Annotated in this window: 21 protein-coding genes; 12 read left to right on the top strand and 9 right to left on the bottom strand. The window is 71.2% G+C overall.

Annotation, left to right across the window (positions count from 1 at the left end; all coding sequences use genetic code 11):
- Positions 1 to 107 precede the first annotated feature (107 nt).
- From hmgA to ACF08M_RS14540, 3 genes are all read left to right on the top strand, one after another.
- The gene (hmgA, locus tag ACF08M_RS14550) at positions 108 to 1,436 is read left to right on the top strand and encodes a homogentisate 1,2-dioxygenase (RefSeq protein ID WP_392185590.1); all 1,329 of its coding nucleotides are present in this window, start codon (positions 108 to 110) and stop codon (positions 1,434 to 1,436) included.
- Between the two features lie 45 nt (positions 1,437 to 1,481).
- Positions 1,482 to 2,258: a GntR family transcriptional regulator gene (locus ACF08M_RS14545; RefSeq protein WP_392185589.1), complete on the top strand. Its 777-nt coding sequence runs from the start codon at positions 1,482 to 1,484 to the stop codon at positions 2,256 to 2,258.
- 89 nt (positions 2,259 to 2,347) lie between these two features.
- Positions 2,348 to 3,580 carry a type ISP restriction/modification enzyme gene (locus tag ACF08M_RS14540; protein WP_392185588.1) on the top strand — a complete coding sequence of 411 codons (1,233 nt, stop codon included), beginning with the start codon at positions 2,348 to 2,350 and terminating at the stop codon, positions 3,578 to 3,580.
- Positions 3,581 to 3,834: 254 nt separating this feature from the next.
- Here ACF08M_RS14540 and ACF08M_RS14535 read toward each other — a convergent pair whose 3' ends face one another.
- Positions 3,835 to 4,542 carry a TetR/AcrR family transcriptional regulator gene (locus tag ACF08M_RS14535; RefSeq protein ID WP_392185587.1) on the bottom strand — a complete coding sequence of 236 codons (708 nt, stop codon included), beginning with the start codon at positions 4,540 to 4,542 and terminating at the stop codon, positions 3,835 to 3,837.
- A 63-nt stretch (positions 4,543 to 4,605) separates the two neighbouring features.
- Between ACF08M_RS14535 and ACF08M_RS14530 the strand changes: the two genes are divergently transcribed.
- Positions 4,606 to 5,583: an ATP-binding cassette domain-containing protein gene (locus ACF08M_RS14530; RefSeq protein WP_392185586.1), complete on the top strand. Its 978-nt coding sequence runs from the start codon at positions 4,606 to 4,608 to the stop codon at positions 5,581 to 5,583.
- A 71-nt stretch (positions 5,584 to 5,654) separates the two neighbouring features.
- On the top strand, positions 5,655 to 6,407 hold the full coding sequence (locus ACF08M_RS14525; RefSeq protein ID WP_392185736.1) for an ABC transporter permease: 753 nt from the start codon (positions 5,655 to 5,657) through the stop codon (positions 6,405 to 6,407).
- Positions 6,408 to 6,789: 382 nt separating this feature from the next.
- Here the strand turns inward: ACF08M_RS14525 and ACF08M_RS14520 are convergent, their stop codons facing one another.
- The gene (locus tag ACF08M_RS14520; RefSeq protein ID WP_392185585.1) at positions 6,790 to 7,053 is read right to left on the bottom strand and encodes a hypothetical protein; all 264 of its coding nucleotides are present in this window, start codon (positions 7,051 to 7,053) and stop codon (positions 6,790 to 6,792) included.
- Between the two features lie 272 nt (positions 7,054 to 7,325).
- Positions 7,326 to 8,135, bottom strand: a complete 810-nt coding sequence (locus tag ACF08M_RS14515) for an SGNH/GDSL hydrolase family protein (RefSeq protein WP_392185584.1) — start codon at positions 8,133 to 8,135, stop codon at positions 7,326 to 7,328.
- 225 nt (positions 8,136 to 8,360) lie between these two features.
- Here ACF08M_RS14515 and ACF08M_RS14510 point away from each other — a divergent pair, with 225 nt between their 5' ends.
- Positions 8,361 to 9,455, top strand: coding sequence for a DUF5925 domain-containing protein (locus tag ACF08M_RS14510; protein ID WP_392185583.1), 1,095 nt, complete (start codon positions 8,361 to 8,363; stop codon positions 9,453 to 9,455).
- A gap of 189 nt (positions 9,456 to 9,644) precedes the next feature.
- Here the strand turns inward: ACF08M_RS14510 and ACF08M_RS14505 are convergent, their stop codons facing one another.
- Positions 9,645 to 10,022, bottom strand: coding sequence for a GntR family transcriptional regulator (locus tag ACF08M_RS14505; protein WP_392185582.1), 378 nt, complete (start codon positions 10,020 to 10,022; stop codon positions 9,645 to 9,647).
- A 69-nt stretch (positions 10,023 to 10,091) separates the two neighbouring features.
- Between ACF08M_RS14505 and ACF08M_RS14500 the strand changes: the two genes are divergently transcribed.
- The 3 genes from ACF08M_RS14500 (at position 10,092) to htpG (ending at position 13,582) form a co-directional block, all read left to right on the top strand.
- Positions 10,092 to 11,012 (top strand): GNAT family N-acetyltransferase, encoded by a 921-nt coding sequence (locus tag ACF08M_RS14500; protein ID WP_392185581.1) that lies wholly within the window; start codon positions 10,092 to 10,094, stop codon positions 11,010 to 11,012.
- A complete protein-coding gene (locus ACF08M_RS14495; protein ID WP_392185580.1) occupies positions 10,993 to 11,487 on the top strand; it encodes a DUF402 domain-containing protein in 495 nt (164 codons plus the stop codon). Before ACF08M_RS14500 ends, ACF08M_RS14495 begins: the two co-directional genes overlap by 20 nt.
- A gap of 157 nt (positions 11,488 to 11,644) precedes the next feature.
- Positions 11,645 to 13,582, top strand: a complete 1,938-nt coding sequence (htpG, locus tag ACF08M_RS14490; protein ID WP_392185579.1) for a molecular chaperone HtpG — start codon at positions 11,645 to 11,647, stop codon at positions 13,580 to 13,582.
- A gap of 120 nt (positions 13,583 to 13,702) precedes the next feature.
- Here the strand turns inward: htpG and ACF08M_RS14485 are convergent, their stop codons facing one another.
- From ACF08M_RS14485 to ACF08M_RS14470, 4 genes are all read right to left on the bottom strand, one after another.
- Complete coding sequence (locus tag ACF08M_RS14485; protein WP_392185578.1) at positions 13,703 to 15,250, bottom strand: trifunctional class I SAM-dependent methyltransferase/NUDIX hydrolase/VOC family protein; 1,548 nt, start codon at positions 15,248 to 15,250, stop codon at positions 13,703 to 13,705.
- 82 nt (positions 15,251 to 15,332) lie between these two features.
- The gene (locus ACF08M_RS14480; RefSeq protein ID WP_392185577.1) at positions 15,333 to 16,223 is read right to left on the bottom strand and encodes an esterase/lipase family protein; all 891 of its coding nucleotides are present in this window, start codon (positions 16,221 to 16,223) and stop codon (positions 15,333 to 15,335) included.
- Between the two features lie 201 nt (positions 16,224 to 16,424).
- The gene (locus ACF08M_RS14475; protein WP_392185576.1) at positions 16,425 to 17,519 is read right to left on the bottom strand and encodes an ImpB/MucB/SamB family protein; all 1,095 of its coding nucleotides are present in this window, start codon (positions 17,517 to 17,519) and stop codon (positions 16,425 to 16,427) included.
- Positions 17,516 to 20,968: a DNA polymerase III subunit alpha gene (locus ACF08M_RS14470; protein WP_392185575.1), complete on the bottom strand. Its 3,453-nt coding sequence runs from the start codon at positions 20,966 to 20,968 to the stop codon at positions 17,516 to 17,518. The genes ACF08M_RS14475 and ACF08M_RS14470 overlap by 4 nt, the downstream gene beginning before the upstream one ends.
- Before the next feature lie 272 nt (positions 20,969 to 21,240).
- Between ACF08M_RS14470 and ACF08M_RS14465 the strand changes: the two genes are divergently transcribed.
- On the top strand, positions 21,241 to 22,275 hold the full coding sequence (locus ACF08M_RS14465) for a DUF3533 domain-containing protein (protein ID WP_392185574.1): 1,035 nt from the start codon (positions 21,241 to 21,243) through the stop codon (positions 22,273 to 22,275).
- Between the two features lie 76 nt (positions 22,276 to 22,351).
- Here the strand turns inward: ACF08M_RS14465 and ACF08M_RS14460 are convergent, their stop codons facing one another.
- On the bottom strand, positions 22,352 to 22,804 hold the full coding sequence (locus tag ACF08M_RS14460; protein ID WP_392185735.1) for an ATP-binding protein: 453 nt from the start codon (positions 22,802 to 22,804) through the stop codon (positions 22,352 to 22,354).
- 250 nt (positions 22,805 to 23,054) lie between these two features.
- Between ACF08M_RS14460 and ACF08M_RS14455 the strand changes: the two genes are divergently transcribed.
- Positions 23,055 to 23,900: a helix-turn-helix domain-containing protein gene (locus ACF08M_RS14455; protein ID WP_392185573.1), complete on the top strand. Its 846-nt coding sequence runs from the start codon at positions 23,055 to 23,057 to the stop codon at positions 23,898 to 23,900.
- Positions 23,897 to 24,103 (top strand): DUF397 domain-containing protein, encoded by a 207-nt coding sequence (locus ACF08M_RS14450; protein WP_392185572.1) that lies wholly within the window; start codon positions 23,897 to 23,899, stop codon positions 24,101 to 24,103. Before ACF08M_RS14455 ends, ACF08M_RS14450 begins: the two co-directional genes overlap by 4 nt.
- Positions 24,104 to 24,267 lie beyond the last annotated feature (164 nt).

The raw sequence follows: 24,267 nt of genomic DNA, 5'->3' as shown, positions 1-24,267 counted from the left end.
AGCATTGTTCATCTCATGGAACCCCCCATGCACCACGGATGCCGTTGACGCGCCCCGATCCGATTCCTACGGTTGTCCATAGGAATTCTTCGGCACCGGGAGCGCACATGAGCGGCATCGAGCAGGCGAGGAAGACGGCAAAAAGGCCCCAGTACTCAGCCGGTTTCGGCAATCAACACAGCTCGGAGGCGGTGCCGGGAGCTCTGCCGCACGGCCGCAACTCGCCTCAGCGAGCCCCCCTCGGGCTCTACGCGGAACAGCTGAGCGGCTCGGCCTTCACCGAACCACGGGCGCACAACCACCGTTCCTGGCTCTACCGGATCCGCCCGTCCGCCGCGCATCCCCCGTTCGTCCGCATCGGCAACGGCGCGATCCGGACAGCCCCGTTCACCGAATCCGTACCCGACCCCAACCGGCTGCGCTGGGACCCGCTCCCCGCGCCCGCGGCCGGGACGGACTTCCTGGCCGGCCTGTGGACCCTCGGCGGCAACGGCGACGCGGCCCAGCGCACCGGCATGGCCGTGCACCTCTACCACGCCGACTCGTCGATGACCGACCGGGTGTTCAGCGACGCGGACGGTGAGCTGCTGATCGTCCCGGAGCGGGGCGGCCTGCTGCTCCGTACCGAACTGGGCCTGCTGCGCGCCGAACCGGGGCACGTGGCGCTGATCCCGCGCGGCATCCGGTTCCGTGTGGAGCTGCTCGATGCCACCGCCCGCGGCTATGTCTGCGAGAACTACGGCCGGCCGTTCACCCTCCCCGACCTCGGCCCGATCGGCGCCAACGGCCTGGCGAACGCCCGGGACTTCCTCGCCCCGGTCGCCGCGTACGAGGACGACGACCGCCCGGTGGAGGTGATCAACAAGTTCTGCGGGAACCTCTGGTCCGCCGCCTATGACCACTCGCCGCTCGATGTGGTCGCCTGGCACGGCAACCACACTCCGTACGTCTACGACCTGCACCGCTTCAATGTCATCGGTTCGATCAGCTACGACCACCCCGACCCGTCGATCTTCACGGTGCTGACCTCGCCGTCCGACACCCCCGGTCTGGCCGGTGTGGACTTCGTCGTCTTCGCGCCGCGCTGGCTGGTCGGCGAGGACACCTTCCGGCCGCCGTACTTCCACCGCAATGTGATGAGCGAGTACATGGGCCTGATCGAGGGCGCGTACGACGCGAAGACGGCCGGCCAGGGCGGCTTCGTCCCGGGCGGCGGCTCGCTCCACAACATGATGTCGGCGCACGGCCCGGACCGGGAGACCTTCGACCGGGCGAGCGAGGCGGAACTGAAGCCGCAGAAGATCGACGACGGTCTGGCCTTCATGTTCGAGACCCGCTGGCCCGTGACGGCGACCGGACAGGCGGCGACCGCCGGCCATCTGCAGCGTGGCTACGACGACGTGTGGCAGGGTCTGAGCCGCAACTTCAGGCCATAGAGCCTGTCGCTCCCCATCCGGCCCGACCCGAACGAAAGGCCCCAGGTGCCTCAGACGCCCAAGCTCTCCACGGGGCCGGCCTTCGCCCCCGATTCGCTGGTCCTGAACCGCAAACTGCCCCTGTGGTACCAGGTCTCGCAGTCGTTGCGCGCCTCGATACTGGGCCGCACCGAGGACGCGTCGGCACGGCTGCCGACCGAGGAGCAGCTCGCCGCGCACTACGGCGTCAGCATCCTGACGATGCGTCAGGCGCTCAAGGAGCTGGAGACGGAAGGGCTGATCAGCAGGCACCGGCGGCGCGGCACCTTCATCGAGCCGCGTGCCCGCCGGGTGTCGCCGGTCCGGCTGCTGGGCTCGATCGACGCGATCGTGGCCCAGCAGTCGGGCGAACGGGCCGTGGTGCTCGGCCATGGCCCGGTCGCCGTACCGGGTGACCTCGCCGAGTACTTCCCCGGCTGCGCGGAGGTGGTCAGCTATCGCAGGCTGCGCCGCGACGGGGAGAGCGACGAGCCCACCAACTGGGCGGAGAACGCGGTGCATCCCGAGGTGGCGGCCCGGCTCGATGTCACCGATCTCGAACGCTGGCCGATGACCAAGGTGCTGCGCGACCGGGTCGGTGTCCGGATCGCCCGCATCACCGACACGGTCGAGGCGCGCCTCGCCGACCCGGCCACCGCCGAGCTCCTCCAGGTCCCGCTGCTGAGCCCGATCCTGTTCTACACGGGGGTGACGTACGACGAGAGCGGCCGGGTGGTGGACGTGGCACGGATCCGCTACCGGGGCGACCGGTTCTCCTTCTCGGTCACCGTCGAGGCCCGCTGACACCCCGGAAGCACCCCGGCCCCGCCTTCCTGGCCGCGGCTACGATGCCGGGGAAGGCGGGCGGGCGTGGCGACGGGGAGGACGACACGGTGGCAGCACGGGCGGCGGGCGGCTCCGACGGCGTCCCGGGCGAGGACGCCCCGCTCCTCGACGATCTGATGCCCTGGTCCGTACGGCCGTTGCGTACCGGGCGCTCCTGGGTGGTCGCCCCTGACGCCGGCTCCCTCGAAGCGCGCTGGGAGCGGCTGGTGCGGGCGCCGGACGCGGAGCGCGAGCGGCTGTTCCGGGTCACCCGTTCCCGTACCCCGCGGACCGCGGTGGCGGCACTTCCGGGACAGGCCACCGGCACCGGCCGGTTCGACCGGGAGACCGGACCGTGCCCGCGGCCGGTACGGATCCTGCACGGCCCGTTCGACGAGCAGTGGCTGCTCCCCGACCACCGGTTGATCGACGCCGCCCGCCCCGAGCTGTGGCGGGTCGCCGACGGGCACCAGTTCTTCGCCGTCGAGCACGGGTACGTGCCCCGGGACACCGGCCCCGCCCTGTCCGTGACGGCGCTCCTGCCCGACGGCCACTCCTCCGCCGGCCGGCCGGGCCGGATCCGTCCGCTGTACCGGCGCCCCGGCGGCGGTGAACCCAATCTGGCCCCGGGACTGCTCGCCCTGCTCCGGGCCCGCCACGGGGAGGCGGTCACGGAGCGGTCCGTACTGGCGTGGACGCTCGCGGCGGCCCGGCACTCCCCCGCCGGGTGCGTGGTTCCGCTGCCGGCCGACACGGCACGCTGGTCGGCCGGGGTGGAGCTGGGGCGGGAGCTGCTGCGGCTGCACCTGCGCGGCGCCCGGGGCGGGGAGCGCCCACGGCTGCCCGGCGGGCACCGCCCTTATGTGCGGGCCACGGTTCCGCCCGTACCGGCCGCGCTGGAGTACGACCCGGCCGACGGGGTGCTCCTGCTCGGTACGGGACGCATCTCACCCGTACCGGCCGGGGCGTGGGAGTTCCGGGTGGGCGGGGTCCGGATGCTGGAACTCTGGTTCGAGCGCCGCACGACGGCGGTCGGGGCAGCGGACATGGACGGCCTGGAAGCGGTCCGGCCGCGCGCCTGGCCCCAGGAGTGGACCTCGGAGCTGCTGGAACTGATCACCGTGCTCGCCCTGCTCGCCGAACTCCGCCCCCGGCAGGAGGACCTGGCCGGCGGACCGCAGATCACGGCCGGCGAGCTGCGCGCGGCGGGCGTCCTGCCGGTCCCGGCCCCGGCCCGGCGGCCGGCCTCGGTGCTCGGCCATCGGGAGGAGGGCCCGGACGGGCAGTTCGCACTGCTGTGACCGGGCGCCCGGGACCCGCGCGCCAGGGTCTTTCGTTTGGATCAGGCCGGATCAGGGAGCGGGGTCTGGTGCGTGCGATCGCAAGGCGGAGGAGGGAGGCAGATGGGGTCTCCCCTGCTCGAGCGGAGCCGAGAGCTTGGGGAAGGAGCCATGTCGACCGACGACAACGCGGAGGGGGGTCCCCCCTGGCCCTTAAGGCCTTGGGGGAGTGCGTGCCGGGCCCCGCGAGCCCGGCATGATCCAAACGAGAGGCCCTACCGGCCGAAGGAGTGCAGCAACCGGTGCAGCGCCCGGTCGAAGACCCCGTCCAGATCGATCGGCCCGGGGTCCTCGGCGAACCCCGCCGCCATCCGCGGATATTTCCCGGTCGCGATCTGGCTGATCAGATAGCCGGTGCGCGCGGCCTGCTCCTGCTCCTCGGACCAGGGCAGGGACCGGCTGCGCTCCGCCGTGGCGATCTCGTTGGCCACATAGGTGGTGACCACACCGTTGACCATGGCGATGAGTTCCATCTTCTCGCCGAACCGCGCGTCGACCCCGTCCAGGCAGCTGAGCGCGTATTCCAGATACCGCAGGGCATTCGGGCTGAAGCCGTACACGGGTGACATCAGCCGGGGCACCCAGGTATGGCGGTGCATCATCTCTCGGGCCTGGTGGGCCAGTGCGACGAGATCGGCGCGCCAGTCGCCGGAGGGCTCCGGGAACTCGTACCCGTCGCTGACCGCGTCGAGCATCAGCTCGTACAGGTCCTCCTTGCGCGGCACGTAGTTGTAGAGCGACATGGTGCCGCAGCCGAGCTCCGCCGCGACCTTCCGCATGGACACCGCGTCCAGACCCTCCGCATCGGCGATACGGACGGCGGCCGCCGCGATGTCGGCACGGCTGAACGCGGGCCTGGGGCCCCGGCCGGCACGTTCGGGGCGCGCCCAGATCACTTCGGGTACAGCGGGTCGCCCCACCATTGATCACCACCTCTCCCCTCATCGTAGTTACGTACACCGTACGTAGTGCGCTATGGTGCCCACATGACAACTACGTACGCTGTACTTAGTGAAGGTCTGGAGAAGCGCTACGGCGACGTCCACGCACTGCGGGGACTCGATCTGGCGGTCGCCGAGGGCACGGTCTACGGAGTACTGGGGCCGAACGGCGCGGGCAAGACCACCGCCGTCCGGATCCTCACCACGCTGGCGCCCCCGGACGCCGGAAGCGCCCGGGTGGCGGGCCACGACGTGGTGCGCGAGGCGGGTGCGGTGCGCGCGGCGATCGGCGTGATCGGGCAGAGCGCCTCGGTCGACGGCGAGCTGTCCGGCCGGCAGAACCTGCGGCTCTTCGCCAAGCTGCTCCGGTTCCGCGGCGAGGCCGCGCGCACCCGCGCCGACGAGCTGCTGGAACGCTTCGAGCTGACGGAGGCCGCCGACCGCCCGGCCCGCACCTATTCGGGCGGTATGCGCCGCCGCCTCGACCTCGCGGCCGGCCTGCTGACCCGCCCCCGGGTGCTGTTCCTGGACGAGCCGACCACCGGACTCGACCCGCACAGCCGCAATCAGATCTGGGCGGCCGTACGGGAACTGGCCGGCCGGGGCACGACGGTCCTGCTCACCACGCAGTACCTGGAGGAGGCCGATCAGCTGGCCGACGACGTCGTGCTGATCGACCGGGGCCGGGCCGCGCACCGCGGCACCCCCACCGAGCTGAAGGCCCGCATCGGCAACTACACCGAAGTCGTCGTCCCCCACGAGTCGGCGCTGGTCCCGGCGGCAGCCGTCCTCGATCAGCTCACCGGCGCCGAACCGGTGCTCGACCACGAGCGCCGCACCGTGGGCGCCGTCGCGACCGACACCACCCTCACCCTCCCCCGCATCGTCCGCGAACTCGACGCGGCGGGCGTACCACTGGTCGACGCGAGCCTGCGCCCGCCGACGCTCGACGAGGTCTTCCTCCGCCTGACCGGCCGCAACGACGGCCGCACCTCCCCGCCCCCGAAGGAGACGGCAGCATGAGCAGTATCACACCGGTCCACGAGCCGACCGCCGCGCCCGCCACGGGCACCCCGGTCGCCGACGCCCTGGCCATGCTGGGCCGCCATCTGCAACGGATCAAGGCCGCGCCGGGCGTCATGATCCTCACCCAGACCATGCCGATCACGATGCTGCTGTTCTTCGGCTACGTGTTCGGCAGCGCCCTGGCCATGCCCGGCCAGGAGTACCGCGCGCTCCTCGTGCCGGGCCTGCTGGCGGCGACGGCGGCCAACGGCATCATGGTCGGAATGTTCCAGGCCTCGCAGGACTGCGACCGCGGGGTGATGGAACGGTTCCGCACGCTGCCGATGAGCCGGCCCGCCGTACCGTTCGGCCAGACCGCCGCCGATCTGCTCACCACGGCCATCGGCATGATTCCGCTGATCCTGGTCGGACTCGCGGTCGGCTGGCGGATCGAGGGCGGCCCGCTCGCCGCCCTGGGCGCCTTCGGGCTGCTGCTGCTCCTCCGGTTCGCCACGTCCTGGCTGGGCTGCTGGCTGGGGCTGCTGATCCGCAACGAGGAAGCCGCCGGTCAGCTGGGCAGCGCCACCTTCATCCTGCCGCTGCTGTCGAACGCGTACATCCCGACCGACAATCTGCCGGGCTGGCTGCGCACGGTCGCGGAGTGGAACCCGATCAGCGCCATGGCATCGGCCACCCGCGAACTGTTCGGCAACGCGTCCCCGGCGGTCGACGCCGCCTGGCCGGTCGCGCACCCGGTGGCCGGGACGCTCGCCTGGTCGGCGGCGCTCCTCGCGGTGTTCGTGCCGCTGGCCGTACGACGTTACGCGCGCGGCGGCGAGTGACCTCCGCCGTCCTCACCGGGCCGGGGCCCTCCGGCCGCGGGCCGTACCGCGGTCGGGCCGGAAGCGAGGAGGCACAGTCCGGCCGGTCGGTCGGAGAGGCTGCGACACGTTCGCGCGGGTGCGTTTCCGCGGGCGCTTGTCCGTAGGCCGCGGTGGCCGAGCCCCACCGCGGTGCGCCGGACTCCGGCACCCTCGTTCCGACGACGGGCGAGCACACCGAAGCGCCGCTGCGGACTCCGGGGATGACGGGAGAGCCGACAGCAGCGCGACGCCGGGACAGTGCGATCGCCCGAGCGGCCCCGAGCGGGGGACCTGGACGACGAACCCTGGCCGGGGAGAGCCCGGGCGGCGGACCGTTGTGCGGTCGTGACGGGCCGTCCGGTCAGTGGCGGCTGCCGAAGAGCGAGCGGCGCAGTCGACTCAGCGGCGCGAAGAGGGAGACGCGCGCGCTCTTGCTCCGACGATGACGAGCGGCATCGCGCGAGGTGAGCTCACGCATCAGCAGCGTCGCCTCCGCGGACTCCCGCTGCGGCACGGCGGGTCCGCCGAGCACCGCGAGATGGCGGTCGAGGCGCGAACTCGTCGCACCGCTTCCGCAGGTAATGGCAGGCACACGCGGCCTGCTGCGCATCACTATCTGTTCCATGTCACTCCCCACCCGTACGAGGGCACCCGGCCCGGGCAGGTTAACCCTAACCCCCCGCACCGACACTCGTGTATCCCGGTCGCAGGATCGAGCACACACATACGGATGTTGACGTTCCCGCACCCGATTCGCCTGATTCCAGGGCGAGTTGGACAGAACGGAAATGATTCACCACCGCCGGCCGGCGGGGTGCCGGACGGAGACCCCTGCGGACGGGGGCCTCCTGCCCGTCGGACGGCCGAACGGGCCCGGCGCACGCACGGGAGGAGAGATCAGGCGGCCGAGGCGAAGGCGGGCAGGTAGCCGCCCGACTGACCGGCCGCGGTGGGGTGGTACGACTCACCGACGTCGAGCCAGCTGAGACTGTGCAGCCAGGCACTTCCGGAGCAGATCTCGTGCCCGGTGAACTTCCCGCCGACGTCGGCGAAGGTGAAGCCGTGGTCGGCGGCACGCTTGGCGGTCGCCGCGTTGAGGTAGTCGGCGGCGCCGTTGATCGCGGTACGCACCTTGTCACTCAGCCCGACGACGCAGCTGCCGCCGATCTTGTAGAAGCGCGGGTAGCCGAGGACGACGACATGCGCGGACGGCGCCTTGGCACGGATCGCCGAGTACACCGAGTCCAGACTGCCGGGCAGCGTGGTGTCGACAAAGCTGCGGGCCGTGGCGATCCGGCCGAGGCAGGTGGCCTCCGACTGGAGGACACAGGTGGTCATGACGTCGGCGAAGCCCGCGTCATTGCCGCCGATGGAGATCGAGACGAGGTCGGTCGAGGAGCTGAGCGGGCCGAGCTGGCCGGACTTGACATCACCCGTACGGGCGCCCGAGCAAGCGGTGAAGGCGAAGGACGAGGGCGAGTTGGCGGCGGCCCAGAGCGCCGGATAGGCCTTGGTGCTGCGCTTGCAGTCCCCGCCGGCGCTGTCGTAGCTGCCGGATCCGACCCCCGAGGAGTACGAATCGCCGAGGGCTACGTAGTCGACTGCCTGGACAGACTGTGCGGCGTCGGCGGTGGCCGCTCCGGTCAGAGCGAGTACGGCACCGAGCAGGAGCGATGACGAGAACGCCACGAGTCTGGACATTTTCATGGAACCTCCCTTGGGCCGACCGGCAGGACCTCCGCGGGTCCGCCGTGTCCGTGGTAGCAGTACCCACGCCCCCACCGGAAGTGTTCATGCCAAGTTGGTCCAATGAGTTCTTCCGTACGCCCCCTTGAGGCCGCGTCATGTACTCGGGCGCTCCGCGTGAGCGGGGGAGGAGAAGCTGGTGAAACCCGGGTGCGTGGGGTGCCTGCGTGCCGGATCATGGGCGTCATGTCCGCCAACCCTGAGTCCGCTCTGCCGATCCGGCTCACCGTCGACGACAGCGACTCCCCGTCCGATGTCGTCGACGCGCTGTTCCTCGGCCGCTTCGCGACGGGCGAGCAGCCGTACTCGCACAGCTCCTCCCTCGACCGCGTCAAGGCCGGGGCCACTCTGCTGCCCCCGGCGGCCAAGGTGCTGCGCGTCGCCCGCGACGACGACCGCAGCGCCACGCTCGCCGAGGGCGACGGCTGGACCCTGCTCGTCTCGCGGTGGAACCGTGGTGCCGATGTCACGGTCACCGCGACCGGTCCGGAGCTGGCGCAGCGGATCCTCGGCCAGGCGACGGACGGCGCCCGGGACGAGCCGGAACCGCAGCCCGAGAACGTGACGATGGGCTTCTGGTACGTGTCCCCGCGCCGCGGCCCGTACCGCACCACCCGGCAGATCGCCGCCGGCACCTGGGACGAGGTCCGCGCCAACTACACGGCGCCGGTGGCCGACGCCATGGACCGGCTGATGAAGGTCACGCCCGACGACATCGCCGGCCGGCTGCTCCTGCTGCACGGCCCGCCCGGCACCGGCAAGACGTCCGCGCTGCGCACGCTCGCCCGCTCGTGGCGGGACTGGTGCCAGGTCGACTGCGTGCTCGATCCGGAGCGGCTCTTCAACGACATCGGCTATCTGATGGACATCGCGATCGGCGAGGACGAGGGAACGTCCAAGGGCCGTTGGCGGCTGCTGCTCCTGGAGGACTGCGACGAGTTGATCCGCGGCGAGGCCAAGCACACGGCGGGCCAGGCGCTGTCCCGGCTGCTGAACCTCACCGACGGACTGCTGGGCCAGGGCCGCAACGTACTGGTGGGCGTCACCACCAACGAGGACCTGGAGCGGCTCCACCCGGCCGTGGTCAGGCCCGGCCGCTGCCTCGCCAGGATCGAGGTGGGCTCACTGACCCGCTCGGAGGCGGTGGCCTGGCTGGGTACGGAGGAAGGGCTCGGCCGCGAGGGTGCCACGCTCGCCGAGTTGTACGCGCTGCGACGGGGCAGCGGTCCCGCGTCGGTGCCGAAACAGGATTCCGGCGCGGACGCGGGCCTGTATCTCTGAGCCGGCCTGCGAGCCCGCCCGGCGAGCGAGGAGCACCCTGCGAGCCCGTCCGGCGAACAGGGAACGCCCGCGAGCCCGTCCGGCGCGCAGGGAAAACGCCCCGCGAGCCCGTCCGGCGTGCGGGGACGAACAGCCGCCGGACGGCCCCGGCCGCGACTCCGGCACCGCCCCGCCCCACCCCGCCCCACCTCACTTCACCGCGTACGCCGCCTGCAACGCGTCCTCGGCCAGGGCCAGCGCGTCGGCCCGCGACAGACCCAGCCGCCGCGCCTGCTGCGCGTACTCCTGTGCGGCGGCCGCCGCATGGCGTTCCGCCGCATCACCGGCGGCGGCGATGAACGTGCCGTTGCGGCCACGGGTTTCGATCACCCCGTCGGCCTCCAGCGCCCGGTACGCCTTGGCGACGGTGTTCGCGGCGAGGCCGAGCTCCTCGGCGAAGCCGCGTACCGTCGGGAGTCTGAAACCGACGGGCAGCGCGCCGGAGCGGGCCAGTTCGGAGATCTGCGTGCGCAGTTGCTCGTACGGGGCGGTACCGGCATCGGGATCAAGAACGATCTTCAGGGTCACGCGCCGATTGTCCCCCACCGCCGGAAAACCAGGCGCGGCCCGTACGCCACCCCGCGTAACGTCCGGCCCATGACTGTCCTCGTTCGCGACTTCCTGCCCGCCGATGCGGAGGCATGGGTGCGGGTCCGGCGTGCCGCGCTCCCCTACCTGGTGACCACTCCCGAGCAGGTCGTCTTCGATCTCGCCTCCGCCCCTCCCGACAAGCACTACCGCCTGCTGGTCGCCGAGAAGGACGGGGAGCTGATCGGGACCGCACAGGTCGGCCTCGTCTACGACAGCCCCGAACCCGGTCAGGGGTTCTGCAACACGTACACGCACCCGGACCGCACCGGGCTCGGAGCGGGTGGGCTGCTGCTGAGGACGGCCGAGGAGTATCTGGCGCGGGAGGGCGCGACCTCGGTCTATACCTGGGTGCTCGACACCCCGTCGAACCTGGCCTTCGCCGAGAAGCGCGGCTATGCGCCGAGCCGTCCGGCGCACTTCCTCCACCTCGACCTGGCGGGCGGATCGCTGCCGCCCCGTCAGGAGCCGCCACCCGGCGTCGAGCTGCGTACCGCCGCGGACTTCGCGGACGACCCGCGCCCGCTCTTCGAGGCGGACGCCGAGACCACGGCCGACGAGCCAAGCGACACCCCGATTGAGCTGTCCGACTACGAGGACTGGCTCAACCACACCTGGCGCACCCCCGCGCTCGACCACGAGCTCACCTCGGTCGCGGTGGTGGACGGGGAGGTGGCGGCGTTCAGCGTCGCGGAGACCGACGGCCGGACCCGGTACATGTCCGGGATGACCGGCACCCGGCGGGCGTACCGCGGCCGGGGCCTGGCCAAGCTCGCCAAGAACGACTCGCTGCACCGGGCGCGCGCCGCCGGGTACACGGACGCGTACACCGGCAATGACGCGGAGAACGGCCCCATGCTGGCGGTCAACCGATGGTTCGGCTACGAGATCTGTGCCACGGAGGTGCGCCATGTCCGCATGCTCGGCTGACGACACCCTGGTGGTCGCCCTGACGAAGGCCGGGCGGACCAAGATCTGCTACCAAGCAGACGTGGTCCGTGACGACGGCACCCGTGTGACGGTGCGTGCGCCGTGGGCGGCGCCGGGGGTACGGGACTTCGGCTTCGTGCGGTTCGAGCCCGGCGACGTGTTCACCGAGCACTACTGGCGCGACCGCTGGTTCGCCGTGAAGGAGGTCCGTACCGGCGCGGGCGAACTCAAGGGCTGGTACTGCGACATCACCCGCCCCGCCGTGCTGCGGGACGGGGAGCTGCTGGTCGAGGATCTCGACCTGGATCTGTGGGTGTCGGCGGACCGCACGTCCGTGCTCCGGCTGGACGAGGACGAGTTCGCAAAGAGCGGGCTCGCCGAGCGCGATCCGGCGGCGGCCGGGGCGGCCGGCCGGGCGCTGGACGAGCTGGAGCACCTGGCCCGCGCGGAGGGTTTCGCGGCGCTGCTGGCCTGACCGGCGCAGGGATGTGTTCCGGTTCCGGGCGGGCCGCCGCACGGTCCGCCCGGCAATGAGCGTCAGCCGGGGGAAACACCGTTCCCGTGATGACCAGCTGAATTACAGTGCTCAGGTCAGTTTCCCGACCTGGTGACCTGAGAAGGAATCACGGATTATGCCCACTGAGACGTTCGAGTTTCAGGTGGAAGCGCGCCAGCTTCTGCAGATGATGATCCACTCGATCTACTCGAACAAGGACGTGTTCCTGCGCGAACTCGTCTCCAACGCCTCCGACGCGCTCGACAAGCTGCGACTCGAAGCGCTCCGCGACGACTCGCTCGGCGCGGATGTGTCCGACCTCCACATCGACATCGAGACCGACAAGCAGACCCGTACGCTGACCGTGCGGGACAACGGCATCGGCATGTCGCACGATGAAGTGGTCCAGCTCATCGGGACCATCGCGAACTCGGGCACGGCGAAGTTCCTGCGAGAACTCAAGGAGGCCGAGGACTCCACCGCCGCCGAAGGGCTGATCGGCCAGTTCGGGGTGGGGTTCTACGCCAGCTTCATGGTGGCCGACGAGGTCACGCTGCTGACCCGGCGCGCGGGCGAGAGCCAGGGCACCCGCTGGACGTCGACCGGCGAGGGCACGTACACGATCGAGACCGTCGACAGTGCTCCCCAGGGCACCGCGGTCACGCTCCGGCTCAAGCCGGAGGACACCGACGACCGGCTCTACGACTACACCTCTCCCTGGAAGATCAGGGAGATTGTCAAGCGGTATTCGGACTTCATCACCTGGCCCGTCAGGATGGCCGCGGAGACCCCGGCCGGCGACGCCGAGGGCACCGGGGAGGAGGCCGGCGCCGCCCCGCGCGAACCCGAGACCCTCAATTCGATGAAGGCTCTCTGGGCGCGCTCACGCGACGAGGTCAAGGACGACGAGTACCACGAGCTGTACAAGCACATCAGCCATGACTGGATCGCCCCGCTCGAAACCATCCGGCTGCAGGCGGAGGGCACTTTCGAGTATCAGGCGCTGCTCTTCATCCCGTCGCACGCGCCCCAGGACCTGTTCATGCAGGGGTACAAGCGCGGCATCCAGCTCTATGTGAAGCGCGTCTTCATCATGGACGACTGCGAAGCACTGATGCCGCCGTACCTGCGCTTCGTCAAGGGTGTCGTCGACGCGCAGGACCTGTCGCTCAACGTGTCGCGCGAGATCCTCCAGCAGGACCGCCAGATCCAGTTGATGCACCGGCGTCTGGCGAAGAAGGTGCTGTCGACGGTCAAGGACATGATGTCCGCCGACCCGGAGCGCTACGCCACGTTCTGGCGGGAGTTCGGCCGCGTCCTCAAGGAAGGGCTGCTGAGCGACTTCGAGAACCGCGACGCCATCCTCGGGGTCGCCTCCTTCGCCACGACCCACGACAAGGACGAGCCGACCACGCTGCGGCAGTACGTGGAGCGGATGAAGGACGGCCAGGAGCACATCTACTACCTCACGGGCGAGTCCCGGCAGGCCATCGAGAACTCCCCGCACATGGAGGCGTTCCGGGCCAAGGGCGTCGAGGTCCTGCTGCTGACCGACCCCGTCGACGAGGTGTGGGTCGAGGCGGAGCCCGAATTCGACGGGAAGAAGCTGCGGTCCGTCGCCAAGGGCGAGGTCGAGCTCGGTACCGAGGAGGAGAAGAAGGAGGCCGCGACCGAGCGTGAGAACCGGCAGCAGGAGTACGCGGACCTGCTGACCTGGATGACGGGCCGGCTGGGCGAGACCGTCAAGGAGGTACGGCTCTCCTCGCGTCTCACCGTCTCGCCCGCCTGCATCGTCTCGGACACGCATGACGTGACGCCCGCCCTGGAGAACATGTACCGCGCCATGGGCCAGCCGGTCCCCCAGGTCAAGCGCATCCTCGAACTCAACCCGGAGCACCCGCTGGTCAGCGGCCTCAACCGGGCGCACGCCGAACGCGGTGAGGATGCCGGTACGGGCCTGGAGGAGACGGCCGAGCTCCTCCACGATCTGGCGCTGCTGGCCGAGGGCGGTGAACTGGGCGACCCGTCGCGCTTCGTCAGGCTGATGGCCGATCGCCTGGAGCGCACCCTGTGAGTGAGGGCCGCACCACCCCGGACGGGCGCTCGGGCCCGTCCGGGGCTCCGCCCGGCGGCCTGCGCCGAGGCCGGCCCGGCTGATCCCGGGGGGTGTCCGGCGGGGGAGCCCCGAGAGGCCCTAGTCCCGGCGCCGCGCCCAGACATCGGTGTACGGCGCCGGGTCCTCCGGTGCCGGAGGGGCTTGCACGGTTCCGGCGACCAGTTCCACCTCGTACCCCGCCGCGTCCTCCAGGTAGGCGGCGATGTGCCCGTCGCCGCCCGCGTGCGGGTAGCGGTCCGGGAAGAGCTGCCGCCAGCCGTGCTCGGGGGCCCTGGCCACCAGTCCGTCGAGGGTGGCCCGGTCCCGGACATGGAACGCCAGGTGGTTGAGGCCGGGACTGCGGCGGTCGTGCGTCACCCCGGTCAGGTCGGGTGACTGCTCCACCACCACATAGCTGTCGCCGCGCCGCCAGCTCCGGCCGTGTTCCCAGCGCTGGTACGGAACATGGCCCAGCTCGCCGAGCAGCCAGCCCCAGCCCCGCTCGGCCACCGGCAGATCGGGCACCCACAGCTCGATGTGGTGAACCCCGCCGGTGCCGGCTCCGCCGGCCGGCAGCAAAACCGCGCGGGGGATGCCGTGCGGCTGGTACGCCACGGTGTCGCCGTCCTCGTGCCAGTGGATCAGGAAGTGCTCCCCCGCGCGGTAGCCGTCGAGTCCCGCCCGGCAGTAGGCGACGATGTCGTCCGGGAGGGCGTCCAGCGGGAACCAGGACAGCCCGGAGCACTTGTCCGGTTCGCGGTTGTACGGCGGGCGGGCGGGGTCGTACTCCGCCTCGAAGAACCAGCCGGTCCGGGGACTGCCGCCGGGGCCGCGGTGCTGCATGACCAGGGCGACCCGCAGTTCGTCCGGGCCGAGTTCGACACCGATCTCCTCGGCGGCCTCACGGATCATCGCCTCGCGGACGTCCTCGCCGTCCTCGACGTGTCCGGACGGGTTGTTGAACAGCCCGTCCGCGTACCCCGTATTGGCCCGGCGGGCGAGCAGGACGTCGGGGCCGCGGCGGAGGATCAGATGCACATCGACGACCTCGGTGTGCCGGTGCGGCGGTTCGGCCCGGGCCACCAGGGCATAGCGCTCGTCGTCGACCAGCTTGCCCCACAGGGCCGGGTCGCCGGAGAGCTGCTCGTGGTGGACGCGCTCGGTGAGCCCGGAGAGCAGCCCGGTCAGCCGCTCCGCGGAGAGGCCGGCCCCGCCCCGAACTCCCTCGATCAGGATCAGCCGGCCGCCGGGCCGCAGCAGGGTGAACCAGTGACGCAGGACCGCCGCCGGATCGGGCAGCAGGAACACGACGTGTCTGGCCATGACCACATCGAACTGCTGCTTTCCGACCGGCGGTCGGGCCGCGTCGCCGAGATGCACCGCGGTGCCCGTGCCCGCGAGCTTGGCCCGCGCCTGCTCCACCATGCGCGGCGACCGGTCGACAGCGGTGACCCGGTGCCCCTGTCCGGCGACGAGCAGCGCGAGGCTTCCGGTGCCGCACCCCAGATCGAGCACCTCGGAGCGCTCGCCGGGCAGCCAGCTCTCCAGCCGCCGTGCCCAGGCGTGCCGGACCACGGGATCGAGCAGCCCGTGGTCGGGCTCCTCGTCGAAGGAGTCGGCCGCGGAATCCCAGTCGATCGTCGTCATGCGTCGATCGTGCCACCCACTGCCGACCGCGGCGGCCCGCACGGTACGGAACGCCCCCGGCGCACCGGGGGCGGGACAGTCTTCAGTTGACGACCGAGGCGCAGGTGGTGGGGGTGGCGTGTGCCGGGTCCAGGGCGTTCGCCACCTCGTGGTAGGCGATCCGGTCGACGGTGCCGATCGCCACATGTTCGGAGAGATCGACCGGGCACAGGTCCTGGAGCAGGACGTTGCGCACGTTCGGCCCGTTCAGGAACTGCGTGCGGTACGGGGTCACGACCTCGTCGTACCTGGTCGCGATGACCGTGTAGCGCACTCCGGGCACGGTGTCGCCGCCCGCGTTGAGCTTGGTGATGAAGGGGGAACCCGCCACCTGGTCGGCGAGACCGGGTGTGCTGGCGTTCAGCAGGTCCTCCACTCCCGGGAAGTACGGCAGTAACTTCGTCAGGCCGAGGAGGGTGGTGCCGTGGTTGTCGGGTGCGAGCCCGATCATGGCGTTCACCTTGGCGGCCCCGCCGAGGAACTTCAGGTAGTAGTTCGGCATCATGCCGCCCTGGGAGTGACCGACGATGTCGACCTCGGACGTCCCGGTGGAGGCGAGCACCTCGTCGACGAACGCGGCGAGCTGACCGGCCGACCTGTCGATCGGGCCGAGGCCGTTGAAGACCGGCACTCCGGGCAGCTGACCGTAGTCCAGTGAGTAGACGCAGTAGCCCCGGCCGACGAGGTACGGGGCAAGCAGCAGCCAGTTGTCGATCGAGTTCCCGAAGGTTCCGTGGACCAGGACGACGGGGCGGGGGTGGGCTGCGGAGGGCTTGCAGGAGTAGTCGTTCCAGCCACGGGAGGTGGTTGCGGCGGTGGGGGCGGCTGCAGCGGCGGTGGCCGTGGGGGCGGCGACGGCGGCGACGGCGAGGAGCAGTGCGGCGAGGGTTCTTTGCGTACGTGGGGTACGCGACGCACGGTTCCAGGGCAGCATCGTGTGGTCTCCTTGCGGCTCAAGGGAGTTGCGATGTCTGTACGCCCTGCGGCCCGGACCACAAGTTCTGACTGCTGACCTTCTGTGTACTCAAGTTCTGGGTACTCAAGCCAAATTACGCACGAGTAGGGTGGCGTGGGAAGTTACGCGTCGGTAAAAACTGACCCCCCTTGAGCGGCCGGAGGAGCGGCCGCCCGGGTTTCATCCGCTTCGGCACCCGGGGCGGTGCCGGGTCTGCGCCGTCGGTGCGCTCGGCGCCCCCGCCGGCTTCGCGCCGGTCTCCGGAAGCCGGTGCGCGGTGGCCCGCCCGGCGATTCCCGGGGCCAGAACGGCGGGGTACACGGCTCCTGGACCGAAGCGGCGGCGGGCTCGGTCCGTGGCCGCCTCGGCGGCGCGGGCACGGTCGTCACCGGGGTCCAGGGAGAGTTGGCGGTGCGCGGCACCGGCCGATGTCAGCTCGTCGGCACGGACCACGAACGCACGGACTCTTGCCCGTTGCAGCCCGAGGGAGGCCAACAGCCCCAGGGCGGCCGCGACGAGGGCGGGCGAGTGGTCGGTGGGTTCCGGCAGCGGACGCGTGCGCGTGGTGGAACTGCGGTCGGCGTACCGCACCGTGAGGGTGAGGCGGCCGGCGACCTGGTTCTCGCCGCGCAGCCGCCGGCCGATCCGGTCGGCGAGCTCCACGACGGCCCGGTGCTGGAGCGCCGGGTCGAGACAGTCCCGGTCCAGCACGAGGTCGGCGGCCAGCTGCTGCGCCGGTTCCAGCGGTGCGACCGGGCGGGGATCACGACCTCGGGAACGTTCGGCCAGCAGCCGGGCGGGGCCGGTGCCGAGAAGGCGTTGCAGGGTCGCCGCCGGTACGCCGGCGACCTGGCCGATGGTGTGCAGGCCGTATCGGTCGAGCGTGTCCGCCGTGGCGCGGCCGATCCCCGGCAGTGCGGTGACCGGCCGGGGGTACAGCCAGTCCGCGGCCTGCCCGGCGGGAACCCAGGTGGTCTCCCCCGGCGCGGACGCGTCGGCCGCCATGGCGGCCAGCATGCGGTTGCCCGCGAGCCCGGCGCTGCTGTCGATGCCGTAGAGGGCCTTCAGCCTGAGCTTCGCCAACTGGACGACGTCATAGGGAGACAGATCGAAGTATCTGAGCGCCGACGTCAGGTCGAGCTGGACGGCCTGGGGCGGGACGGCCTGGACATGGGGCGTGATACCAGACATCAGTTCGATGATGTCGTCGTACTGATCCTCACTCAATGCGGCGTGCAGGTGGAGGTGGGCGATGTGCCGCCGGCGCGTGGTCATCCCGCGCTCCCCGGGCTGGTGTGGCCGAGCTTCTTCAGGTCGGCCGAGCGGCTGCCGGCGGGTTGCAGGTCGGCGTACGGGTGCAGCCGGGCCCCTGTGGTGCCGTCGGCCAGGGTCCGCCGCGGCTGCGCGGGGGTCGGGTGCGGGTGATCGGCGCCGAGGAGGGTGAGAGCGGCTTCGGGACCGTGGTCGCGGCGGGCGGCGGCAATCCGGTCCAGGTCCCAGGCCATGGTGCCGACGACTGTGCGACGGGTGCCGCGCACCTGGACCGTGCCGCGGACCAGCAGCAGCCCGCTGTGGAAGACGGTGTGCGCGCAGGCCGGGTGGGAGTCTTCGAAGAAGGCCAGGTCGACCAGGCCGGAGCCGTCCTCCAGGGTGACGAAGATGATGCGCTTGCCGCTGGCGATCGGCGGGGTCTGGGTCGAGGCCCGTACCCCGGCGACGAGCACCTGTTGACCTGCCCGGGCCGTCGTCAGGTGTGCCGCGTCGGTCGCGCCGATCTCCCGCAGCAGCCGGTGATGATGCTCCATCAAGTGCTTGGAGACGTCGATGCCGAGCGTGTTCAGCTCCGCGTTCAGGGCCTCGCGTCCGGTCATTTCGGGCAGGCCGCTCGGTTCCGCTCCTCCGGCCGCGTCCGCGTCGATGGGCAACTGGCCCCTGCCTGCGGACCGATGGCGGGACTGCCGGTGGAGTTCGGTGAGCTGCAGGAGAAGGTCGCGCCGGGTGAGCCGCCCGTCATGGAGAGGGCTCAGGGCACCGATCTCCGCGAGGCGTTCGGCGACCGGTCTGCTGGGACGGCCCCGCTGCCAGAAGTCCGACAGCGATCCGTACGGCCGGCCCTCCTCGATCCGGGCGCACTCCTGCTCGCTGATACCGCGCACCGCGGACAGCGCGAGCCGCACGCCCCACTGCTCCCCGTCGGCCCGCTCCACGGTGTGCTCCGCCCCGGAGCGGTTGACGTCGACGGGCAGGACGGGAACGCCGTGCCGGCGGGCATCGGCGACGAGGACACGCTTGGGCCACATACCGGGGTCGTGTTCGAGCAGCCCGGCCAGCAGGAAGGCCGGGTAGTGCGCCTTGAGCCAGGCACTCTGCAGGGCCGGTACGGCGAAGGCGACCGCGTGCGCCCGGCAGAAGCCGTAGGCGCCGAAGGCCTCGACGGTCCTCCACACCTCGTCCCGGACCTTCGCGTTGTAGCCGCGGGCGCGTGCCTCGCGGTGGAACCAGCCCTTGATCCGGGGCAGCCGGTCCTTGTCACCGAGCGCCCGCCGGGCGACCTCGGCCAGGGCACGGTCGCAACCGGTCAGCACCGACAGCGTCTCGATGATCTGTTCGTGCCAGATGGTCACGCCGTAGGTGTCGGCGAGCACGGGTTCGAGGTCCGGGTGGGCGTAGGAGGGAGTGCCGCCATGGCGGGCGGCGATGTACCGCTCGGGCATCCCTCCGGCGACCGGCCCGGGGCGGAAGAGACTGATGTCGGCGATGACGTCCTGCGGGTCGCGGGGCTGCAGCCGGAACAGCAGGTCCTGCTGGCCGGGGGATTCGAGCTGGAACAGGCCCAGGGTCCGGCTCTCCTGGATGATCTTGAACGCGAAGACGTCGTCGAGCGGCACCTGCCGCGGGTCGTCCAGGTCGATGTGGTTGCCGGTCGTCCGTTCGATCTCGGCGACCGCGTGAGCCATCGCGGACTGCATCCGTACGCCCAGGACGTCCAGTTTGATGTTGCCCAGCGCCTCGATCTCCTCCTTGGCCGCCATGGCCATCGGGTAGTCGCCCTGGGGGGTCGGCTGCACCGGCAGCCGGTCCAGCAGCGTCGCGTCGCTGATGACCACTCCGCAGGGATGCATGGCCATGCCGTGGACCAGGGAGTCGAGCCCTTCGGCAAGCTCCCACAGCGGCCCGTACCGTTCCGCCTCGGCCGCCAGCCCGCGCAGTTCGGGCAGTTCGGCGAGCGCGCCGGTGATGTCCGACGCCCGCAGGTGCGGGAAACTCTTGGCGATCCGGTCGACCTCCGCCGGTGCGATCCCCAGAGCCAGGCCGGTGTCCCGCAGAGCCCGGCGGGCCCGGTAGGTCTCGGGCATCGCGGTGACCGCCACACGCTCCCTGCCGAACCGTTCGAAGATCGCGTCGTAGCACTCCAGCCTTCTGGCGGACTCCACGTCGATGTCGATGTCCGGAAGTGACGCCCGCCGCACGCTCAGGAAGCGTTCGAACAGCAGGTGATGGTCGAGCGGGTTGGCGGTGGCGATGCCCAGGGCGTGGCAGACCATCGACCCGGCGCCCGAGCCGCGGGCCGCGACCCGGATGCCCTTCTCCCGGATGTCGGCCACGACCTGTCCGACGGCGAGGAAGTACGAGTCGAAGTTCAGCTCGGAGATCACGGCGAGCTCTTCGTCCAGCCGGTCGAGCGCGGCGCGGTCGCGCTCCAGCCCGCGCCGGGCCATACCGGCCTCGCTCCGCCGGCGCAGCAACTGTGCCGCGGCGCCCGCCCCGGGCCCGGCGCCGAGCACTTCCGCCTCCGGGAAGTGCGGCGTGCCCAGACCCAGATCCGCCGCGGGATCGACGGTGCACGACGCCGCCGTGGCGACGGTGTCCGCCAGCAGACGGTCGGCCCGCCGGGGGCCCGCTCCCGCGCATTCGGCGATCAGCCGCGCGATGCCCGCCATCGCCCTCTCGTCCTTGAGCCAGCGCTGCCCGCTGTCCAGGCGGCGCCGGTCGATGGGCCGCAGCAGCCGCGCGGCGTCCAGGACATCGGCGAGCCGGTGCTGGTCGGGGTCGGCGTAGCGGACGGCGTTGGAGAGCACGGCGGTGGTACGGGTGCGGTCGGCCAGCGCGAGGGTCCGGGCGGCCAGCCGCAGCGATCCCGGCCCGGTGCCGGGCCGGCCGTGCAGAATGGTCTCCAGCCGGATCCCCCCGCCGAAGATCTCCCGCCACGGCGCCAGCAGCTTCGTCGCCACGTCCTCCCGGCCCGCCGCCAGCGCGCGCACCGGCTCCGAGAGCGGCCCGAGCAACACGATCAGGCCGGGTCCACCGTGTGCGCGCAGCGCCTCCCACGGCACCACCGGTGCCGCACCGCCCGCGGTCCCGGCGTGCGCGGCCGAGGTGATGCGGCACAGCCGCGCCCACCCCGCCCGGTTCCGCGCGAGCAGCACGATCCGCAGCGGCGGCTCGACCACGTGCGCACCACCGCGCGCCGGGGTACGGCGCCGCTGCACGGGAGGCGGCGGCGCGAGAGCTTCCACTGCGAGGTCGACACCGAAGACCGGCCGGACACCGGCCCCGGCGCACGCCTGCGCGAACCGCACCGCCCCCGTGACCGTGTCCCGGTCGGTGAGCGCGAGCGACGTCATACCGCGCTCGGCCGCCCGCCGGACAAGGTGCTCGGGGTGGGCGGCGCCGTACCGGGCGGAGTATCCGGACGCGACGTGCAGATGGGCGTAGCCCGCCATGTCGCACCTCCGTCCTCCACCCCATTTCAGCCATACGCCCGATCTCTCCATCGTACGCCCGTTCGATTACCCTAACCCTCGCCGAACCTGGTCAGCGACTTAATTCGAACACTTGGCCGTATTTGAGACGCTCATAACGTGTGGCTGAAACTGTCGCCTCTCTGTGCGGCACGGCTCCGTCTGGGGCACGCCCCGCCCCCGGACCGGCTCTCCGTCAGCCATTCGGCCCAGCACTGCCTGCACGAACAGCCGACACCCCGGACCGTTGGGGCATGACTTTCGCTGACGAGGTGAAGAACGCCGTCACTCCACGAGCCGCGCTGCTTGTCATCGGCGTGCTCGGACTGCAGCTGCTGTTCATCACGTCCTACGTCGGGGCACTGCACAAGCCGAAGCCGACGGACGTACCCTTCGGGGTCGTCGCGCCCCGGCAGGTGTCCGCACAGCTCCTCACCGAGCTGAAGAATCTCCCGGGCGGGCCGCTGGACCCCCGCGCGGTCGCCGACGCGGCCACGGCCCGCGAGCAGATCCTGAACCGCGAGATCGACGGCGCCCTGATCGTCAGCCCCACCAGCACCACCGACACCGTCCTCGTCGCCTCCGGCGGGGGCACCTCCATGGCCGACACCCTGACGAAGATCATCACGAAGGTCGACCAGACCCAGCGGCGCACGGTGCGCTCCGTGGACCTGGCCCCCGCCTCCGACCAGGACTTCAACGGCATCTCGTCCTTCTACCTGGTCGTGGGCTGGTGCGTCGGCGGCTACCTCTGCGCCTCGATCCTGGCGATCAGCGCCGGCGCCAAGCCCGCCAACCGGCAGCGCGCGCTGATCCGGACCGGCGTCATGGCGCTCTACTCCGTCGTCGGCGGAATCGGCGGGGCGATCATCATCGGCCCGGTCCTCGGCGCCCTGCCCGGAAGCTTCTGGGGCCTGTCGGGGCTGGGCGCGCTGACCGTCTTCGCGGTCGGCATGCTCACCCTCGCCCTACAGGCCCTCACCGGCATCGTCGGCATCGGCCTGGCCGTCCTGATCGTGGTGATCGCGGGCAACCCGAGCGCCGGCGGCGCCTTTCCGCTGCCGATGCTCCCCGATTTCTGGCGGGCGATCGGCCCCGCGCTGCCGCCCGGGGCGGGCACCTGGGTGGCCCGCTCGATCGCGTACTTCAAGGGCAACGCGGTCACCGGACCGCTGCTGGTGCTGTCCGCGTGGGCGGTGGCGGGCACGCTCGTCACCCTCCTGGTGTCCCTGCGCAAGCCGGACGACACCACCGGCGCCCGGCCGCCGTTCGGCTCGACGGTCGACTGATCCCCGCTCCGTCACCGGCCAGGGACGGAAACGGCCGCCTCCGACGACAGCACCACCGCGGTTCCAAAATCGCCGCTCAGGCGGAGTGCGGCACCTCTGCCCAGACCGTTTTGGTGTACGCGTCGCGAACGGTGCAGCCCCACCGGTCCGCGTACGCCTCGACGAGCAGCAGGCCGCGGCCCGAGGTCACGTCGGCGGACGCGGGTCCCGCTGCCGGAACAGCCGGCAGGCGCTCCGGCCGGGTGTCCGTCACCTCGATGCGGACGACGCGGGGCAGGAGGAGCAGCGTCAACCTGAAGTCACGGCCGGGGAGGCGGCCGTGGGCGACAGCATTGGCGGACAGCTCGGCGGTGACGAGGGCCACGGTTCGAGCGGTCTCGGAGTCGTACGGGCTGCCGCACCACTCGGTGAGCTGCTGGACGGCAAGGACGCGGGCCAGCCGGGCGCCACGGGCGGTGCTGCTGAAACAAAGGCTGAACTCGGCGGTGGGGGCGGGTGCTTCAAGGGGGGTGCTCTCCTGTTGTGTCACGACGTCATCGTCGGACTCCGTCACCACCGCCGACCAGGTGCAATGACCGTACGGGACAGCGGCGGTACGAGCCGGGTGGAGAAGCACCGCCCTGAGTTGTACGGGTCTTGTACGGGTGCCGTACGGGGCCGGGGCCGTGTCCCCGGAAACGGCCCTTCCGTTGAACATGGCCCAGTCGTAGTGGAGTTGAGGAACGCTGCACGTGGCTGCGGACGGGCACGGACGGTGGCAGGGAAAGGGTGTGAGGGCCATGCGGGATACACGGAACAGCCGGGCGGCGAAGACGAAGGAGGACAGCGACCTGCCGGGAGTGTGGGTGGCGTACGGCAGGCTCCTCCAGCACCTGCGCAAGCGGGCCGCGCTGAACCAGCAGACACTCGGAGATGCCATCGGCTACTCCCTGGAACAGGTCGCCTCGGTCGAGCAGGGACGACGGCCCGCGAAGGAGGCGTTCACCGTCGCGGCGGACCGGGTGCTGGCTGCGGGCGGGTTGCTGGAAGTACTCCAGGCCGATGTGGACCGGGCGAAACTTCCGCAGTTCTTCCGCAACTTCGCCCTCATCGAGGCTGAGGTACTGAGCCGCTTCTCGTACGACCCGCTGCTGGTGCCGGGGCTCTTGCAGACGGAGGCATACGCACGGGCCGTGTTCGGCGGTCACTGCCCGCCGCTCAGCGAGGAGATCATCGACCAGCACACGGAAGCGCGGCTGAGCAGGCAGAAGCTGTTGACCCGCGATCCGATGGCGGAGCTTTCGTTCATCATCGGGGAGGAGGCGTTGCGTAACCCGGTGGGCGGCGCAGAGGTGATTCGTGGACAGTGGCAACGCCTTTTGGAAGTAGGCGCGTTGCGGACGGTGGCGATTCAGGTCATGCCCGCCGGGCTCGGGTTCCATTCGGGTCTGGACGGGCCGTTCGTACTGGTGGAGACGAAAGAACTCCGCCGCCTCGGGTACATCGAGTCCCAGCAGGTCGGTTGTGTCATCGGTGATCCGGCAGAGGTCAGCGCCTTCGGGTTGCGATATGGCAAGCTGCGATCGCAGGCCCTGAACGTCGAGGCGTCTGCGCGGCTCATCGAACGGCTGGCGGGAGAGACATGAGCGTGGAGCAGGTAACCGAGAGCGTTGACGAGCTGCGCTGGTCCAAGAGCAGCTACAGCGGATCGGGCGGTGGCGACTGCGTGGAGGTGGCCGCCGACCCCGGCGCGGTATACGTACGGGACTCGAAGGTGGCAGGCGGCGGACCGGTGCTGCGGGTCGGCCGGAGCGAATGGACGGCGTTCGTAACACTCGCGCGTGGGTAGTACCGACAGGTTTCGCTGAAGAGAACGACGGGCTCGGCCGCATCAGTATGAGGTGATGCGGCCGAGCCCGTCGCCCTGCGGACGGCCTGGAAATGGGCGGCCTCGGCCCCCTCACCGAAACCCGGGCCTCCTCGCACCCCCGACCGGAAGGCCGACCGCGCCCC

The sequence above is a fragment of the Streptomyces sp. NPDC015032 genome (assembly GCF_043080425.1).
GTDB lineage: Bacteria > Actinomycetota > Actinomycetes > Streptomycetales > Streptomycetaceae > Streptomyces.
This window is presented reverse-complemented; position numbering and strand designations above follow the sequence as displayed.